Origin of the sequence: Tissierella pigra (genome assembly GCF_018917845.1) — a bacterium.
In the GTDB taxonomy this organism is placed as follows: domain Bacteria; phylum Bacillota; class Clostridia; order Tissierellales; family Tissierellaceae; genus Tissierella; species Tissierella pigra.
On the sequence record NZ_JAHLPJ010000001.1, the window covers coordinates 2186269 to 2203549 of the forward strand.

The window sequence follows — 17281 nt, forward strand, 5'->3', positions numbered from 1 at the left end:
ATACATCTCATTTCTCAATAAAATTATATAGTGCTTTGTCTATTTCCTCCGAATGCCCTGTCATCAAATGCCCACCTGTTTCAAATGTTACAAAGGTGCAATTTGGAAATCGGACTGCCGCTTTTTTCATATCATAATAATTTGACATTTTATCATCCTTAGCGTGCAATATTAACGTTGGAACCTGTAACTCTTCAATAGGATACTTTACATAGTTTTTAGCCATATCAGGATTGGTAATTGAAGCATCAATTTCAACTCCAATATTTCGCATATTGATGGGGAGCATACTATAAATTGTGCTTGACTCCATTCCCATAATCGGTTCAAATAAGGGGCTAATTAAAAACATAGCATAATTATTACACAGAAAGGCTGGTGGCCCTTGATATTTAAGATATGTATCAGGCTTCTGAATAAGAGGTGGTGCAGAACAATACAGAATCAAACCTTCCGTCCTTTCTGGATAATCTAATGCAAACCTAATTGCCACAGTACCCCCAGCAGAAGTTGCCAATAGATATACTTTGTCAACACCAAGATTATCCAAAAGCTCTACATATGCAGTAGCTTGCTCCGCTGGGGTACCATTACCTAAAACTTCACTTCCCAAATAGCCAAAACGTGATGGTGCAATAATTCTATAGGTATCCACCTTATCTTTGCAAGTATCAAATGCCTGGTCATATCCTCCAAAAATACCATGGATAGATAATATGGTATCGCCACTACCCTGGTCTACATAGGTCATATTTCCATAGCTTAATCGTGCTGTTTGAGCATCATAAATTTCAAGCCGACTTCTTGCATTTTTAACAGCAAAACCACACCGCACTCGTTGAACAATTAAGTATAGTAGCAATAAACAAGCTATCATCAGTACTATCGTTTTTAACATTCTTATCACCTTGGTTTTATTCAATTTATTCACCTCAAGTCCTCCTATTATATAATTAGTCTATACTTTACATTATTCTAATTATGTTCATCTACAGTATATAAATCATCAATCCATTTATCAACCTAATATTCTTAATTTCTATCTATCATCACTCAAATTAACCTATGTCATCTATAAAATACCCTATTTTTGACCCATTTTCTATCTTCAAACCATTATATGTTGTGGTCAAACTCTATAATTTCCCCCTTAAGCCACAATACGTCATCAGAATTGTACCCCCAATGTGGCTCGTCCTCTTGATAGGTGCATTTTTGTAAAACTGCATTTTGCTCACTTTTAGAAATTTGTTTATGTCCATCAATTTTGCTAGTTAAGCCTGTCTTAAATATAAAGGTCAGCATATAAGGATCTATACTTCCATCTTCTTTATACCCACCTATGATAACTTCCCCCACTACAGTTTTAAATACTTCCCTATCAAATTCTACTAGTGGTTCTTTGCTTTCGAATAATTTCCTGAAGGATGCTATTCTTTCTTTAATAGTTATTTCTTCATCTTCTACTATATCTAATTCTTTCTTTTCTGTTTTTAGTTCTAGGAGTTCTTTCTTTAGTTCAGTATATTTTTCCTCATAGTTTTCTTTATCTATTTTATCTTCTAGATGTAAATCTAGGAGTTTACTTATTTTATTATCTACATTCCTTATATCCCCATCTATTTGCTTTAATAGTTTTTTATTATCCTTTGACTGTAGTTCCTTCTCTATATTCTCAAGAAATTCCTCTACTATTGTTGTATTATCTCTACATAGGATATTAAAGGCTTTTACAAAGGCATTTTCTATTATCTTTTCTTCTATTGCCTTACATTCAGGACAGGATTTCTTTCCTTTTCTTATTGCAGTTGTGCAGAACCAGACATCCTTTTGTTTATCAGTTCCACTATGCCATCTTCTCCTGCTAATATTCCCACCACAGTAGGCACATTTCATCATACTGGAAAAGGCATATTTTAAGCTATGTTTTTTCATTCTTCCTTGATTATGATTCCTACTTCTTTTTTCTAATATTTCTTTTGCTTTATTAAATTGTTCCCTTGATATAATAGGTTCGTGGTTGTTTTTTATATAATACTTTTCTTCTTCACCAAAATTATCTAATCTTCTTTTGCTTATGGGATCTAGAGTAAAGGTCTTTCCCATTAGGATATCCCCTACATACTTTTCATTTTTAATAATTCCTCTGACAGATGAATCTGACCAAGTTGTATTGCCCTTCTTTGTTTTTGCTCCCATTCCTGTAAGTTCTCTTGCTAGTACAAAACATCCAATTCCACTGGTATATCTATTAAATATATATTTTACTATCTTTGCTTCTTCTTCATTTATAATTAACTTTTTCTTTTCCTTGTCATAATCATAACCTAAACAGGAAGCTTGTCCTACTAATTCTCCTCTTTTCATCTTCATTTTAAGACCCATTTTAGTATTGGCAGAAAGTGATTCACTTTCCTGTTGTGCTAAGGAACTTAGGATAGTTAGAAGCATTTCTCCATTCATTGTTAAGGTATTTATATTTTCTTTTTCAAAGATTATTGCTATATTTTCATCTTTTAACATTCTAACATACTTTAAAGTGTCCATGGTATTGCGAGCAAATCTAGATATGGATTTAGTAATTATAATATCTATTAAGCCATTATTGGCATCAGATATCATTCTTTGAAACTCATCTCTATTATCTGACTGAGTACCTGATATTCCTGAATCAGCATAGATATCTACAAATTCCCATTCCTCATTCTTCTTAATTAATTCTGTATAATGATGTACTTGGGCTTGGTAGCTATTCATTTGTTCATCTGAATCTGTACTTACCCTACAGTAGGCTGCTACACGTAATTTGTTTAATATCTTTCCTGTATTTCTATCAATTTTCTCTTTCTGTGCTTGAATTACTTGTACCTTACTCATTTTCTCACCAACCTTTCTTTTAATCTATAATCCTTGTATTCCTATCAGGGATTACAAGGATTATAGATAGAAGATTCTTCTTAGTCAAGCTAATTATCATTGTTTCAGAGTTTTTATCTCTGTACTTATTCTAGAAATTTAAAAGAATAAATACAGAAAATAAAATAGTAAAGATAAGCCTGTCCTAATATATTTTATTGTTTTTCCATTTTCTTATTTTTCCTACTCTTTTATTTCATATTTTCTCTTTATACTATTCCTTATAGTTAAATGTTCTTTTTCTGAAATTAATTCCTCTTTTAATAATCGATTTAACATTCCTATTTGGAGACTATATTTTTCTATATTATTCTTTAGAAACTTATATCCTATTGGAGTAAATAGAATATTTGCTACTGTTTCTATATCTCCTTCACCTTTTATATCTTTTAAAATTATCTTTATTTTCTTCCATAGTGATCTTAACTTCTTCTTCATTAAAAACCTCCAATCTTATCTATAACTTTTATATAATTTCCCCTAAACTTTCTTTGACCACCTATAGGTGACACCAACAAATGCCTATTTAACGGGATTTCCATCATTTCTGACCACCTAAGCTGACACAAAACCTTAATTCCGACCACCTATCTTTATCCTTTCAACCCACGGCACTGCCGGGGGATGTAGCTGGAAGGTGGAATCTTTTGACCACCTTCCTTTATCCTGCACTAAAATCGATATGGGGGTCCAGTTACTATTTCGGTAAAATAATACAATATTTATTTGTTTTTATTCTCTTTATTTCAATTGTTGTAAGCATAATTTGTGCCCGCATCTGCCCAATAAATCACTTTACTGGTCATTAGGTGTTACTACTCGATTCCTCTAGTTTCAATGCCACACAGGGCGACACTGGGGCAGACGACGTTAAAAATTGTGCTACTTCATTTGTAATTAGTTTTTCAGGGTCTTATGGGTCAACAGGGTCATCATTTTGAGGACTTAGGGGGTACTCATTTTATCGTCCCTAATGACCCTATTTCTAAAGATTTCAATTAATCTTTTCCCATTGCTCTTACGGATAACAACAGAGATTGAACGTTCTTCAAGTTCCCTTGTATTTTGTAATATCTTTTTACTAAGGGTCTTTGGAGATATTTTATCGTCCCTATTTTTGGATAAAATTTCTGCTAATTCTGTTGGTGTAGATTTATGATATTCTTTATCTTCCATAAAGTCAGAAAGAAGAATAACAATATCATCTAATAGAACATCCTTATTTATAAAACTATCTGTTACTACTTGCCAAATATTATCTTCATTCCTTTTTAACTTAATTTCTCTGTAGTCTATATCTCTACCTACGCAAGATAAAGTTGCCACTTTACTTCCTCTTGTATCTTCTACCAGTATAAAACTACTATCTACCGCTCCCTGTATTCCAGTAGTACCAGAGATACGATTAAAGGGATCCTTGTCATATTCTTTTCTTAAGTGATGAATTAGCAAAATAGCTATGCCATATTTATCAGCTAGATTTTTTAGTATAGTTAAATCACTATAGTCATTGGCATAATTATTATCCTTTGATGTGTTTCTTATCATTTGTAAAGTGTCAATAATGATTAAAACTGTATCTGGATGTTCTTTTATGAAGTTTATTATCCTTTCTTCTAGTTCACCACCTAGCATTGCGTTTTCTGTACAGAAGTTTACTGCATCTGTTGCTTCATCTGTAATATCAAATAGTCTATTTTGAATTCTTATTTGACTATCTTCAAAACAAAGATAAAGGGTAGTCCCTTCCTTAACCTTATTTCCCCAAACCTCCTCTCCTTTAGCTATTGCTACGGATAACCATAAAGCAAGCCAAGACTTTCCTACCTTTGGTGATCCTGCCAGAATATGAAGTCCTTCTGATAACAGGTCTTCAATAATGAAATTAATTGGTTTAAGTGGCATGGTCATTAATGTTTCTCCATCAATGGTATTAAATCTTTTTGTCATTTATTTTCACCCCCTTACTTGTTTCCACATTTGAAGTCGATTTTTTAAGCCTGAGATATAAAATAATTTAAATTAATTTTATCCCCTCATATGTTTCCACATTTAAACCTCAATTTTGAAGTCAAATTTCAGAAATAGTTAAAATAAAAAATACCCTCTATATGTTTCCACATTTAGAAGGTGATTTACGAAGTCTAGTTTTGAAAATAGACGGAAAAAATCAACCCTGATGCTTTTTTTAAAATTAACTAACCTATTCATCATAAAATCCTCGTTCCATTTTTTCAAATATATTTTAAATGACTCACTTTAATAATTATCTTTACTACATTGTAGCCACATTATTATCTATATTTGGGATGTATGAAAATACTGATATTCTAGATTTATCAAAGTATATAATACTTCATCTGTATCCTGTTACATCCTTTAATTAGGTAGATTAAAGAGAGTATAATATATCGTTCTAAAAATTTACCCCAATTCCCAACATTATCTATCCAGTCTTAAAACGATATAACCTATTCTTTCTTGTTACCCTTTTACAAAACTAGACAAAATTCTCTAGTTTACAAATTCAAACACAACTGTGCTTGATATTAGTACAGGAGGGGTTGCAAAAGGGGGAATTAATATGGAATTGTATGATTTATTAAACAGAGCTAGAAACAATGATAAAGATGCTCTCTATGAAATTATAAAAGATTTCGAAGGTACTCTAAAAAAACTTAGCAATAATTTGTATTACGAGGAGGCAGAGACTGATTTAATTATCGAGTTATTGAGTTTAATAAGAAATATAGATATTAGAAAATTTAAAGATTCAAGTCATAGGCAAATAGCTAAATATATCCACATACACTTGAGAAAACGAGCCTTAAATTTGCTTAGAAATAGAAAAAGAGAATTAAGTTTCATGGAAATTAACTACTATATATTAGCGGATACAAGCAAAGCTAATGTAGAAGATACAGTCTTAATCTCAATATTAATTAAATCATTACCTAAAAAGCAACGAGATATTATTATAATGAAATATATTTATGAGTTATCGGATATGGATATAGCTAAAATACTAGGTATTAGTAGACAAGCTGTTAATAGACTCAAAAATAGAGCTTTAAATAATTTAAGGAAGTTTTTCTTAGAAGAAGGGGGTCATTCAATTGGATGAAAAAATAATTGAAATCGCCGCGAAGGAGAGTATATGGGTAGTATTAACTGTGGCTCTTATATTTTATATCCTAAAAAGTCAAGAAAAAAGAGATCTTCGACAAGAAGAAAGAGAAGTAAAATATCAAAATATTATATCTAACTTAAGTGATAAGTTGAATTTGATAGAAGATATCAAAGATGATATATGTAAAATCAAAAATTTTGTTTTTCAAAAGCAACCTTAACATATACATTTAATTACATCATATTTTATTAAAGGTAAAACAAATAATTTAATCAAGAATGTTTACATTTTACTCAAAAATGTGCTTGTATATAGTGAGAAGCAAATAACCGGTTATAAAATTCTCAAGGTATAAATCAATGTATGATTAGAATAAAAATCATAGAAATAAATCTAGTATACAAGACTATAAATGATTCAATACCACTTCTATGGTAATAGTTCAGCATGCTGAGTAGTAATAAAAATTAATTTAGAACAAAGGAGAGATTATGATGTCAAGTAAATATTTTGCTTATCCAACAACATATGAAGGTGAACGTGCTGTGCTGTATTATACAGGAGGTCCAATATACTATCATGTAGGTGGATCTATGGCTTGGAGAAATAATAATCCAGGAAATTGCTATTCTGGAAACTCTAGTGCACGATTTAATGAAATTGGTCAAAATGGCTCATTTGCTATATTCCCAACTTACTCTGATGGATACAACTGTATGGAATATGTAATATTCAATAACTACGGGTCACTTTCAATTGCAGATATGATGTATAATTATGCCCCACCTCATGAAAATGATACTGAAGCATACATTAGAATGATTGTAAATGAAACTGGTCTAAGTAGAGATACCATTCTTAATACTTTGAGCTCCAGTAACAAAACAAAGCTATTGGGAGTTATAATGAAAAAAGAGGGACAGCAAAAGGGAAGAATAGTAACTACAAATATATGGCCTGACTAAACCAATTAATTTTTTAATAGATTCTTAGTTATAATCGTGGTGGGATTGCTAAAAATCCTACCACGATTATTTCAGTACCTTTCAATTTAACATATGTTTGATACTTTTTTAGATGAAAACCATCTAAATTTTTAGTATAAAGTTCAAGCTTACAAGCCACATGTTGCCCTTAATAAATTATTACTACTAGTAATTATTCTGATAAATCTTTCTAAATATCTTTGACCCTTCATTATTGATTATTTATAGTTTTCTTGTCTTAAAGTCACTGTTGTTTTCGTCAACTTAATGTTCAATTAAAAATCTTTAAAATTAAGCTTTAGATAATACTCCTCTACAGGACTATAATCATGTATATGATTTTCATTAAGTAGCAGTATTTTTAATTTGCTAAGTCTTTTAAGAGGATTTATATCAGATATTTTATTATTATTTAATTTTAGCTCTGTTAGATTTACTAACCCACTCAGGACTCTTATATCTGCAATCTGATTATTAGACAAATCTAATTCTGTTAAACCCTCTAGATTACTAAGGGCACCTATGTCCGATATCTTGTTATAAGCTAAATTTAATTTGGTTAAGTTCTTTAGGTTTTGTAAGGAACTTATATCACTTATTTCTGCATCGAATAAAATTAACTCAGTTAAATTCTCTAGATTGGTTAAAATACTTATATCTCTTAGATTGCTTTTACCTCGGAAAAAATGGCTAGATAATTGTAGTTTTTGAAGATTGGATAAGTTGCTCAGATGACTTATATCTGCATCTCCATCATAGTCCAAATATAATTCAGTCAGATTAGTTAAAGTCTCAAAAAAGCTCAAATCGATAGACTTATAGAACCCTAAATTTAGCCAATTTAATTTTGTTAATTTATTTAAGCTATCTAAATCAGTGACATTGTTTAGATATAAACTAAGGTTCGTCAAGTTTGTTAAATTATTCAGGAAATTTATATCACTTAATTCGTAATTATAGAAGTATAATTCGGTTAAATTATTTAACTTTCCTAATACATGGGTATTTTCCAAATCAATATTTTCGCAATGTGAAATATTAAGTATCTTTAATTTAGATAAATTTCCTATAGGTCTTATATCCTTAACCAAAGTATTTCGTATATTCAATTGAGTTAAATTCTTCAAGTCATTTAGAGCACTTATATCACTAATATAGTTATTAGATAGATTTAACTTAACTAAAGTGGTTAAATTACTTATATTGCTTATATCGTTGATATCATTGAATGATAAGTTTAATTCTTCTAAATTGGTTAAATTTTCAATTCCGCTTAATTCTTTTATATTAGCCGAAACAACCTCCAGCTCAGTAATATTCTCCAAATCAACTTTATAAATTTGACCTGATGGTTTTGATATCTTTTCTCTAATTGCTTTCTCTAAAGAAGAATCAGAAAAAGCTATCGAATCATTACCGTAGTTTTCTGTTGTACTATCAAGACTTTGAATTAATTCCCTAGATTTACCTTGATTATAATGCATACCTACCCATGCTATACAAATACAGACTATAATAATAGCAAGGTATCTTTTCATTAAAATCCCCCCCTTACACATTAAAAATCTTATAATGTATATTTATTTTATTAGAATTAAAAATAACTTTATCTTATAAATATTGTTTATATATGCCTAGATATTTTTTAAAAAAAGCAGTACCCTTCTGATTATAGGTTATTATTATTTTATAATAAATTTCAATACTTTTCAATACAATCAGTTAATTTATGGCAAATCTCAAGTCTTTCAGATGCTTTGGTACTACAATCCTTATAAGACATTTTATTTTCATCATAGACAGTTATTGGGGCTGAATATTCTATGTATTTTTATACTCTCTTTAGTTCTTTCCCACTAAAATAATTTAACTATAGAATAAGGTTATTTAAAAAATATTATTCTATCGTAAATTAACACAGTGATAAAGAGTAGAAGTAAATAACCCCTACTCCTTTCTCCTACGTAGCTAGCCTAATAACAACCTCAACCCCATTAAAAACTTCTTTTCTTCTTTTACCCTTCCCTATATCTTTAAAAACGATATGTTTTTCGTCATGAATAAATTTCATAACAACATATCGTTTTCGTTGATAATTAGCCATCTCATGTTCTAATTCTACTATTGAATCTTCTGTATTCTTACTACGCACTCCACATGCCTTGAAGCGATGATTATGATGCCAAAGGTAGATATTATCCCCTTGGCGTCAGTTTACATCTTCAACAATTCTATGATTTATTCATTATTCTTTAATTAATTACACATAGATTATATCACGGCAACTATTATTTTTGATATCTAATTTACTTAAATAAAATCTGCCAACAATAAAACCCTCAGCTTACTGAAAGTCTTAGTCTTAGCAGGTTTTTAACAGAAACCTATTCACAAATTTTATAGGAGAGTTATAGCAAAATCCTAATAGGATTTTGCTATTTCATCTCCATGCCATGTTCAGGTATATTTTGTTCTACAATATCCATATCTTGAATGTCAGACTGTAGGACAATATCATATTTCTTACAGAATTCTTCCATCGTAAGTTCTTCTCCAAGAAAATTCAATCCATTCTCAAGTTTAAGAAACCCCTGTTTTTCAGGAATATCTATTTTACTTAGGACAAGAACTGTGCCAGCATAATTGACCATTACCTTGGGTTCAATGGTAAGAGGATTACTGGCATCATAATCCGAACCACGAAGATCATAGCAGTATAATGCCTCTGGTACACTACCATAAATACGAAGATTTGTAAACAGTGCCGATTTTCCGAATATCTCAATATGTTCATAACGTCTTTCTCTTGCATCTACAATCATTAAAAAACTCCTTTCATTTGGTAGCCACATATAATTCAATGAATTATATTTAGCATAGTTCTTTTTTCTGAAAACAAAAGAGCCGGAGAATTAGAATGCTAAAAACGCACTTTAACTCTCTGACTCTATCTATTTTTATTTCATCATCATAAATACTATACTACTCTATCATCATTGTTGGGTTATTATTCAAAGATTGTTCTCTATTTTCCTCCATCTTTTCAATTGCAGCTTTATAGATTTCTTTTGAAATAAGTGGTTCTGTCTTACATGGTCTATAGTCTTCCTTAGATAAAGATTCGATATTTTTTAAATATCTACCCTTTTTATTTTCGGAGAGAATACTAGTACCATAAGCATCCTCATAATTATCCTTATATCTTTCTTCTATTATATCAAGAAGTTCTCCTTCTAAAGGCATTTCTAGAAAATTTTCTATTTCACTTGATGTATCTCCTTGCCTATTTTTTTCATATTCCTCCATTCTCAGATTTAATTCTGCAACCATATATTTCTTAACCATGGTAAGTGAAACCCGTTCTTTTGCTTCTTCGTAGGGAATTTCTTCCCCTTCACATTCATCTATAATCTGCCTTATTAGAATATCCGGTGGATTATCCTGATATTCTATGACCATCTGATAAATCCATTTTACAATTTTTGATTCAGTTTCATTTACTTGAAGTTTCCCGTCTTTCCAATCATATCCTCTTGGCACATTCCTCTCCATAAAATACTCCTTTCCCGATTGATTGTAGTATAGATTTTTCAATATATTTTTAATTACATTATATCCATACCAATAATTACTATCAACTTTCTTTTGTAATATTAATATTAATTTTACTCCTTTAATGTAGGATCATGATTTAAGGTGATATTACCTAATATATAATGTTATCTATTCCATCTTCATTCCTAACTGATCTGTGTGGCATGCATTAAGCATATCCCCTATTTTCTCTGGTACATTGTCAAAATCTACATGATAGTCACGTTCTAAAGATACTGTATACCAATAATCATAAGGGATATAAGTTTGATTCACATATTCCCTTTCATAGGCAAATAGTTTTTCAGATCCTTGTTCAATTACACCTTTTGGAGTTAAAAAGAAAGTTCCCCAATGTTCACCAAAAGATTGAATATCAAGTGACACAATCCCAAGTCCAATATGTCCAGTATTTTTTCCCTTTATTATGGCGGGAACCTCTACAAATTCATAAGTACAACTATCAAGGTAATCTGTTTTATAAACTTCTATAAAAATGTCATGCATCTTTTTTAATGTATCCTTAGCATAGCTATCATCTTCTGAGTTACAAGATATGTCAAGTTTCTTTAAGTCCAATGTGAATAGTAAACCATTTAGCCGCATAATAAAGTCTCTTTGTAAATCTCTATCTTCCATAGTTCCACCTCTATTTTTATTTTATCTTGCTTTATTCTCTAATTAATTCCATTAAATATGGACTCCAACGACAGTAAAATATTGTCTAGAAAACCTTAAACTAAGACTTTTCTCTCCAACTTTATATTTTTGAAAGAGTAGTATATCCTACACCTCTTTCTTTTTTATAACTACTATCTACATTACATATTTCTTTCTTGAAATTTTCCAACTTTGCATTAAGAAGTCTTTGCCTTGCTTCATCGCTTAATTGTTCCATGCCCCCAACTCTTATATAAATTGCAACCTTTGGAGTTCTGTTTTCTTTATCTATATTTTTATAATTATTTTTCATAATCCCATCCTTTCTTAGTTTCAATATTTTGCTGTTACAATTGATCCTGTGATAAATTCAAAATGATTAAAAATATTAGTTCATTAATAGATTCCCCTTATTATGCGAGCAGTAACCACTTCTCATATTCTAGTTACTGCTCCTATATTTCTAGTCATAATAATCTACTATCTGTTCCATAACTATTCCTGATTCAAACTGTATCTTTAGTCTTTCACCTTTACTCACTTTAATGGTTTCAATTAACCTCCGTACCAAGTCCTCGTCAAATTCCCTTACCTGTGGACTTACAGTCTTTAAGGTACTATCCGCATCCATTAATCGCTGCTCGTACATCTCATCCCGTTTCTTCTCTTGTACAAGCCTTATTTTTGCCTTTTTAAGCTCATTTATCTCTTCGGATATCCTTTTGTATTCATCATCAAAATCTCCTGCTACAGCTCCTTGTTTTGCGTTTTCTTCGATTAATAATAGCATTTCTTTTTGCAGATATTCTATCTTTTCATCATATTCTGTTGAGATATTTTTTGTAGAATAGTTGCCTATGACTCTGATAATATTTTCTCTGAATGCTCCTATAAACTCTCCATTGTTTTCTACCACATTATTAATGGCTGTCATTATTGTATGATGTAGTGGTTCTTCTTTAAGAGTAGGCGAGTTTTTACAAGTTGACTTTACACCATTTTTTAGTCTGTTTTCACATCTCCACACTGCACTTTTTTGCCCATATTTTGACCAAGTTTGTCTTCGATAGGGATGTCCACATTCGGCACATACTAATATTTCTGTTAGTGCATATTTAGAACTAAATTTACTTTTTTCCTTTTTTAGCTTGTTTGCTTTTCTTGTTACCGCCGATTTATTCAGGCTGGCACGTCTTGCTTTTTCCTCCTGCACCTTATAAAATATTTCCTTTGGTATAATGGCCTCATGGTTATCTTCGATATAGTATTGAGGTACGATTCCATTATTTTTTACTCGTTTTTTTGTAAGAAAGTCTACAGTATAGGTCTTCTGCATCAAGACATCTCCCATATACTTTTCATTAATTAACATTCTTTCAATTACACCAGGATGCCATGTGTCTTTTCCTGTTACCGTTTTAATTTTATCTGCTTCTAAGACCCTAGTAATCTCTAGAATACTAGAACCTTCTAAATACATTCTAAAAATACGTCTTACTATCTCTGCTTGCTCAGGCACTATGACCAGCTCACCAGTTTTTTTATCCTTGGTATATCCCATAAATTTTTTATGATTAACTGTGATGATTCCATTTTCATATCTTCTAACGATTCCCCATCTTGTATTTTCACTTATATTTCTGCTTTCTTCTTGTGCCTGACTGCTTAAAATGGTGATTAGTAACTCTCCTGATCCTTCTAAGGTATTTACCCCTTCTTTTTCAAATAATATGGCAATGTTTTTTTCCTTTAGCTTTCTTATTGTTTGTAAGGAATCTACGGTATTCCTTGCAAATCTGCTGACTGACTTAGTAATTATCATATCTATTTTTCCTGCCATACAGTCTTCTATCATAGCATTAAAATCGTCTCTTTTTTTCGTATTAGTTGCAGATATACCATCATCTGCATAGATACCCGCCAGTTTCCAATTAGGATTACTATTTATCTTCTCCGTATAATAAGCAATCTGGGCTTCATAACTGCCCTCTTGTTGTTCTAACTTTGTACTGACCCTGCAGTAAGCTGCTACTCTTAGGACTTTTAATTCTGGCCTGATACCTTTATTATAAATATTCTGTGCAGGAATAATTGACACTTTCTTCTTTACTGGTACTGCCATTGTTATTCATCCTTTCTTATGTCCTCATAATCTTCCTCCATAGTAATTTCATTTATAAATTCCACTACGACTTTTCCATCCTTATGGATGATTATCTGTTTTATTATGGTCTTAAATAACTCCTCATCAAATTCCATCAGTTGTTCTTTCTCAGCAAGTGCTTGTCTCATTTTTTCTGTGCTATAGGCATAATCATCTATTTTAGTGATACTATAATAGGCTTTTGCTCTTTTAAAGATTAGTTCTGATAGCTCCTTTGAAGAAAATTGTTCTTCTTCCTCCAGCTCTTTGATTCTTTCTTCTATGTTTCTGATTTCCATAGTTATTTTTGGGGCTTCTTTTTTCTTTTCTTCATCTAGAAGCCACATTTTTGATAGGATTTTATTTGTTGCTGATATAAATATGTTTTCTATCTCTTCACCCGTTAAAAATGGATTTCTGCAACATACTTTTCTCTGATAAATATATCTTTTGCATTTCCAATTTCTACTTTCTGATGCTTTACCGACATTTTCAATATACTCTCGGTAAATTTCCCCACATTCTCCACATATTATTTTCCCGCTATATACGGCTTGATTTTTTATTTTATTTACCTGGGTAGTTTTCCCAAACCTAGTTGCAATTTCTTTTCTGCGATTCTGCACAGATTCAAAGGTTTTTTCATCTATAATCTGAGGATGCATTGTATCTCCTAAGTATTTAATGTTGACCAATATTCTTCTTACAGATCCATAACTCCAGCTAATCTTGTTATTTGCATTAGGTATTCCTTTGGCTTTAAGATATTCTGCTATTTTATCGGTGGATACTCCGTTCAAATAGTCCTTAAAAATCTTTTTAACTAATTCTGCTTTTTTATTATCTAAGACGATTCTTCCATCTACCATCGTATAGCCTATTGGTACATTTCTCCTCATACACCTTCACCTCACTTTCCTACATACACTGTTAGCTCTAATGTATTAATCAATCTGAAAGCAATTTCAGGATCTTTTCCTATGAAAATTTTATCTACTGTATCTATAAATAAGTTTTTATCGTAGTCTTCCAGTATCTCTGGATTGCATCTAATAATGTCAAGTAATCGCAAAGTTCCTTCTATCTCCTTTTCAAAACCGTTATTAACTAGTAATTGGTTTCTTCTCTTCTTAGTTTCTTCAATCTCTATAGTCAGTGCATTTTGCCTTTCTATAAAAATAGCAGGGTCAATATATCCTTTCGATACTACTCGATTTAGGATTTGACCCTGCTCTGTTAATTCCATTATTTTATTATTTAATTCTGTTATTTCTTTCTCCTGCTCTTCATTAGTTCTTAGGTTCTTTAAGGACTCAAGTAGTGGATACAGGATATCTGTGTAATTAGTCACTAGTTTATTCCACATGGTTAAGAAGGCTTCCTTTATAATTTCATCTCTCGTGGCTTTTATGCTACATTTTTTCTTATCTCTCATATGTTGAGCACAGGACCACTGGACTCTTTCATTTGGCTTTCCTATACTGACTTTTTGTCTGTGGTATGTACTTCCACATTCACTGCATATAATCTTACTGCTAAAATCATATCTGTTTTGATATTTGCCACTATCATCTAATCCCATCTGTTCTCTTCTATATTCAAGAATTTCACGTATCATCTGTCCTTCTAGCCTTGTGATAATAGGTTCATGATTATTTTCAATAAAATACTGAGGTACTTCCCCTTTATTTATTCTTTGCCTAAAAGGAAGTACCTCAGTGCTATATGTTTTTTGCAATAATAAATCCCCTTGATAGACAGGATTTTGTAATATTTCGTTTATTACACTATGTTTCCATTCTTCTGCTGATCTAATAGTCGGTATATTATCTTTATTTAGCCCTCTAGCAATTATATAAGTACCTTTGCCATTTAGATATTCTGTGAAAATTCTTCTAATAATTTTAGCTTCATCTTCTTTAATTATCAACTGTCCATTCTCATCTTTCATATATCCATAGGCTGGGGTATTTATTTTATATGTTCCATCTTCAAACTGTTTTCTAATTCCCCACTTAGTATTAGCTGAGGTATTTTCTGACTCAGTTTGTGCAACTGAACTTAGTATTGTAGGCATTTGTTCACTTTTTTCTGATAAGGTATTAATCTTTTCCTTTTCAAAGTATACTCCTATTCCTAGCAGTTTCAATTTCCTTATTGCCTTAATGCTGTCTACCGTATTTCTGGCAAATCTTGTGAATGATTTAGTAACAATCATGTCAATCTTACCATCTTCACAATCTTGCATCATTCGTGAAAAGTCATCTCTTTTTTCTACCTGAGTACCACTTCTACCCTCATCAGAATAGATTCCTGCATATTCCCAGTCATCCCTTTTTCCTATATAATTTTTATAATACTCCACTTGATAATAAAAGGAATCCTGTTGCTCTATAGAATCTGTACTGACTCTTACATAAGCACATACCCTTTTTTTAGGCTTTAATTCCAACATAACTTTCTGATGTATAGGTTCTATTTTCTTGACTTTCTTCACTTTATTTATCATGGCTTTTCCTCCTTCCTTTGATATTTACTTCTTCTCAGCAACATACACTACCACATAAAATCATATATAGCTATTGTTATTAGACATATACTCCAGAAAGTTCTGGTAAAAAGGTCTGACGGTTGAGTTCATCAATTTTTACATATTCATCCTCTGTTATAATTCCTCTGGTAAGGAGTATATTTAAGAGTTTTAAAGCCATCTTATATTCTACTTCCTTAATTGACTGCTCCTTTGTCATGTGATTTCCCCCATTCTATGTAATTTGTATTTTAATTCTAATATCTATTTTCTTAATATCACAAAAATAGGGACCACTATATTTGTAAAACAAAATATATAATCTCTTGCCTTAAATAAGTGATCCCATTGCTTCTAATATTAAAAATTAATAGATACTTAAAAGTATGTGTTGTACTTAGACACTACTATCCCCAACACATAAAGCCTTGTAAAAGGCTTATAGGGCGATTTCATAAACTGAAGCTGGTTATTCTTCATCATAGGAGTTTCACCTCCACCGGGATCTCCGCTGGCTGCCCCCATTGGGATATCTGTGGCTGGGCAGAAGTATCATTATAGGCCGATAAGATTATGGCGAACAATCTACCATAGATTGTTTTTAGGAACAGATGGGTACCGCTCTTTACCTTAGAAAGCCGACTTTTATATAAAATAAATCTTTTATACAGGTGGTCTTGGCGCATCTTCCTTTGTCGCTTTTCCATCTCTGGCTTATCAGCTAATGTATTTATAAAATCGGATATTTGATTTTCAAAGTACAACCTGTAAAATAAAAACAGGGAAGAGAAAAATATCCCTTCACCTGTTTCCACATTTGAAGCCTGTTTTTGAAGTCTAAATTTAAAACTTTTTTATTTTTTCTTTTAATTTCTTTTTTGCAATGTCTATACTATACTTAACTGCACGTATAGAGCAGTTTTCCATTTTTGCAATTTCTTTTAGTGAAAATCCATAATCATAATATAAAAGTAATCTTTTTCTTTGAACATCAGGTAATTCCCCTATTGCTTTCCAAAACTCAGTTTTCATTTCTTTTTCTAGTATAATTTCTTCTATACCTTTTGACTTTTCAAAGATTCTTCTGCTAAGAGTTTCATCAGTAAGCTCTGAATGTTCTAGATTTCTTTCATCTGAACGAGTAAGATTCCTATCTCTTTTATTTAATTCAAATAAAGCAGAATAAATATCAAAGTTAATCTCTATCCTATGAAGTACATAATTTCCGTCAAAAAATGAAACATAATATTGTTCTTTATCTATACCTCCAGTCTTTTCAAGAATGTAAGCATTCATAAAGTTTGCCATTCGTTTTCCTCCAA

18 protein-coding genes are annotated in these 17281 nt (G+C 31.1%); 3 read left to right on the forward strand and 15 right to left on the reverse strand.

Features of this window, described 5'->3' with window-relative positions; translation table 11 throughout:
• Positions 1 to 7: 7 nt before the first annotated feature.
• From KQI41_RS10690 to KQI41_RS10705, 4 genes are all read right to left on the reverse strand, one after another.
• A complete protein-coding gene (locus KQI41_RS10690) occupies positions 8 to 931 on the reverse strand; it encodes an alpha/beta fold hydrolase (protein WP_216585255.1) in 924 nt (307 codons plus the stop codon).
• 185 nt (positions 932 to 1116) lie between these two features.
• Complete coding sequence (locus KQI41_RS10695; RefSeq protein ID WP_154442831.1) at positions 1117 to 2877, reverse strand: recombinase family protein; 1761 nt, start codon at positions 2875 to 2877, stop codon at positions 1117 to 1119.
• Positions 2878 to 3099: 222 nt separating this feature from the next.
• Positions 3100 to 3354 (reverse strand): hypothetical protein, encoded by a 255-nt coding sequence (locus KQI41_RS10700; RefSeq protein WP_154442832.1) that lies wholly within the window; start codon positions 3352 to 3354, stop codon positions 3100 to 3102.
• Positions 3355 to 3861: 507 nt separating this feature from the next.
• Complete coding sequence (locus tag KQI41_RS10705; protein WP_154442833.1) at positions 3862 to 4866, reverse strand: AAA family ATPase; 1005 nt, start codon at positions 4864 to 4866, stop codon at positions 3862 to 3864.
• Between the two features lie 634 nt (positions 4867 to 5500).
• On the opposite strand from KQI41_RS10705, the gene KQI41_RS10710 reads away from it, so the two are divergent.
• The 3 genes from KQI41_RS10710 (at position 5501) to KQI41_RS10720 (ending at position 7011) form a co-directional block, all read left to right on the forward strand.
• The gene (locus KQI41_RS10710) at positions 5501 to 6040 is read left to right on the forward strand and encodes an RNA polymerase sigma factor (protein ID WP_216585256.1); all 540 of its coding nucleotides are present in this window, start codon (positions 5501 to 5503) and stop codon (positions 6038 to 6040) included.
• Positions 6033 to 6266, forward strand: a complete 234-nt coding sequence (locus tag KQI41_RS10715) for a BhlA/UviB family holin-like peptide (protein ID WP_154443045.1) — start codon at positions 6033 to 6035, stop codon at positions 6264 to 6266. The genes KQI41_RS10710 and KQI41_RS10715 overlap by 8 nt, the downstream gene beginning before the upstream one ends.
• Positions 6267 to 6540: 274 nt before the next feature.
• A complete protein-coding gene (locus tag KQI41_RS10720) occupies positions 6541 to 7011 on the forward strand; it encodes a hypothetical protein (RefSeq protein WP_154443044.1) in 471 nt (156 codons plus the stop codon).
• 296 nt (positions 7012 to 7307) lie between these two features.
• On the opposite strand, the gene KQI41_RS10725 is transcribed toward KQI41_RS10720, so the two are convergent.
• From KQI41_RS10725 to KQI41_RS10775, 11 genes are all read right to left on the reverse strand, one after another.
• Positions 7308 to 8570, reverse strand: a complete 1263-nt coding sequence (locus KQI41_RS10725) for a leucine-rich repeat domain-containing protein (RefSeq protein WP_195838068.1) — start codon at positions 8568 to 8570, stop codon at positions 7308 to 7310.
• Positions 8571 to 8992: 422 nt separating this feature from the next.
• Positions 8993 to 9184, reverse strand: coding sequence for a hypothetical protein (locus KQI41_RS10730; protein ID WP_154443042.1), 192 nt, complete (start codon positions 9182 to 9184; stop codon positions 8993 to 8995).
• Positions 9185 to 9467: 283 nt separating this feature from the next.
• On the reverse strand, positions 9468 to 9854 hold the full coding sequence (locus tag KQI41_RS10735; protein ID WP_154443041.1) for an LPD28 domain-containing protein: 387 nt from the start codon (positions 9852 to 9854) through the stop codon (positions 9468 to 9470).
• Positions 9855 to 10014: 160 nt separating this feature from the next.
• Positions 10015 to 10584, reverse strand: a complete 570-nt coding sequence (locus KQI41_RS10740; RefSeq protein ID WP_154443040.1) for a hypothetical protein — start codon at positions 10582 to 10584, stop codon at positions 10015 to 10017.
• Between the two features lie 171 nt (positions 10585 to 10755).
• Positions 10756 to 11265: a hypothetical protein gene (locus KQI41_RS10745; RefSeq protein WP_154443039.1), complete on the reverse strand. Its 510-nt coding sequence runs from the start codon at positions 11263 to 11265 to the stop codon at positions 10756 to 10758.
• Positions 11266 to 11386: 121 nt separating this feature from the next.
• The gene (locus tag KQI41_RS10750; protein ID WP_154443038.1) at positions 11387 to 11599 is read right to left on the reverse strand and encodes a hypothetical protein; all 213 of its coding nucleotides are present in this window, start codon (positions 11597 to 11599) and stop codon (positions 11387 to 11389) included.
• Between the two features lie 150 nt (positions 11600 to 11749).
• Positions 11750 to 13408, reverse strand: coding sequence for a recombinase family protein (locus KQI41_RS10755; protein ID WP_216585257.1), 1659 nt, complete (start codon positions 13406 to 13408; stop codon positions 11750 to 11752).
• 2 nt (positions 13409 to 13410) lie between these two features.
• Complete coding sequence (locus KQI41_RS10760) at positions 13411 to 14328, reverse strand: recombinase family protein (RefSeq protein WP_216585258.1); 918 nt, start codon at positions 14326 to 14328, stop codon at positions 13411 to 13413.
• Positions 14329 to 14339: 11 nt separating this feature from the next.
• Positions 14340 to 15938 carry a recombinase family protein gene (locus tag KQI41_RS10765; protein WP_216585259.1) on the reverse strand — a complete coding sequence of 533 codons (1599 nt, stop codon included), beginning with the start codon at positions 15936 to 15938 and terminating at the stop codon, positions 14340 to 14342.
• Positions 15939 to 16017: 79 nt separating this feature from the next.
• Complete coding sequence (locus tag KQI41_RS10770; RefSeq protein ID WP_216585260.1) at positions 16018 to 16179, reverse strand: SHOCT domain-containing protein; 162 nt, start codon at positions 16177 to 16179, stop codon at positions 16018 to 16020.
• Between the two features lie 623 nt (positions 16180 to 16802).
• The gene (locus KQI41_RS10775; RefSeq protein ID WP_216585261.1) at positions 16803 to 17267 is read right to left on the reverse strand and encodes an RNA polymerase sigma factor; all 465 of its coding nucleotides are present in this window, start codon (positions 17265 to 17267) and stop codon (positions 16803 to 16805) included.
• Positions 17268 to 17281: the final 14 nt, after the last annotated feature.

What these genes read in the sequence shown, in the direction of transcription:
- KQI41_RS10695 (WP_154442831.1), bottom strand. Translation starts at nt 2,877, where the DNA reads ATGAGTAAGGTACAAGTAATTCAAGCACAGAAAGAGAAAATTGATAGA.
- KQI41_RS10700 (WP_154442832.1), bottom strand. Translation starts at nt 3,354, where the DNA reads ATGAAGAAGAAGTTAAGATCACTATGGAAGAAAATAAAGATAATTTTA.
- KQI41_RS10705 (WP_154442833.1), bottom strand. Translation starts at nt 4,866, where the DNA reads ATGACAAAAAGATTTAATACCATTGATGGAGAAACATTAATGACCATG.
- KQI41_RS10710 (WP_216585256.1), top strand. Translation starts at nt 5,501, where the DNA reads ATGGAATTGTATGATTTATTAAACAGAGCTAGAAACAATGATAAAGAT.
- KQI41_RS10720 (WP_154443044.1), top strand. Translation starts at nt 6,541, where the DNA reads ATGTCAAGTAAATATTTTGCTTATCCAACAACATATGAAGGTGAACGT.
- KQI41_RS10725 (WP_195838068.1), bottom strand. Translation starts at nt 8,570, where the DNA reads ATGAAAAGATACCTTGCTATTATTATAGTCTGTATTTGTATAGCATGG.
- KQI41_RS10735 (WP_154443041.1), bottom strand. Translation starts at nt 9,854, where the DNA reads ATGATTGTAGATGCAAGAGAAAGACGTTATGAACATATTGAGATATTC.
- KQI41_RS10740 (WP_154443040.1), bottom strand. Translation starts at nt 10,584, where the DNA reads ATGGAGAGGAATGTGCCAAGAGGATATGATTGGAAAGACGGGAAACTT.
- KQI41_RS10745 (WP_154443039.1), bottom strand. Translation starts at nt 11,265, where the DNA reads ATGGAAGATAGAGATTTACAAAGAGACTTTATTATGCGGCTAAATGGT.
- KQI41_RS10750 (WP_154443038.1), bottom strand. Translation starts at nt 11,599, where the DNA reads ATGAAAAATAATTATAAAAATATAGATAAAGAAAACAGAACTCCAAAG.
- KQI41_RS10755 (WP_216585257.1), bottom strand. Translation starts at nt 13,408, where the DNA reads ATGGCAGTACCAGTAAAGAAGAAAGTGTCAATTATTCCTGCACAGAAT.
- KQI41_RS10760 (WP_216585258.1), bottom strand. Translation starts at nt 14,328, where the DNA reads ATGAGGAGAAATGTACCAATAGGCTATACGATGGTAGATGGAAGAATC.
- KQI41_RS10765 (WP_216585259.1), bottom strand. Translation starts at nt 15,938, where the DNA reads ATGATAAATAAAGTGAAGAAAGTCAAGAAAATAGAACCTATACATCAG.
- KQI41_RS10770 (WP_216585260.1), bottom strand. Translation starts at nt 16,179, where the DNA reads ATGACAAAGGAGCAGTCAATTAAGGAAGTAGAATATAAGATGGCTTTA.
- KQI41_RS10775 (WP_216585261.1), bottom strand. Translation starts at nt 17,267, where the DNA reads ATGGCAAACTTTATGAATGCTTACATTCTTGAAAAGACTGGAGGTATA.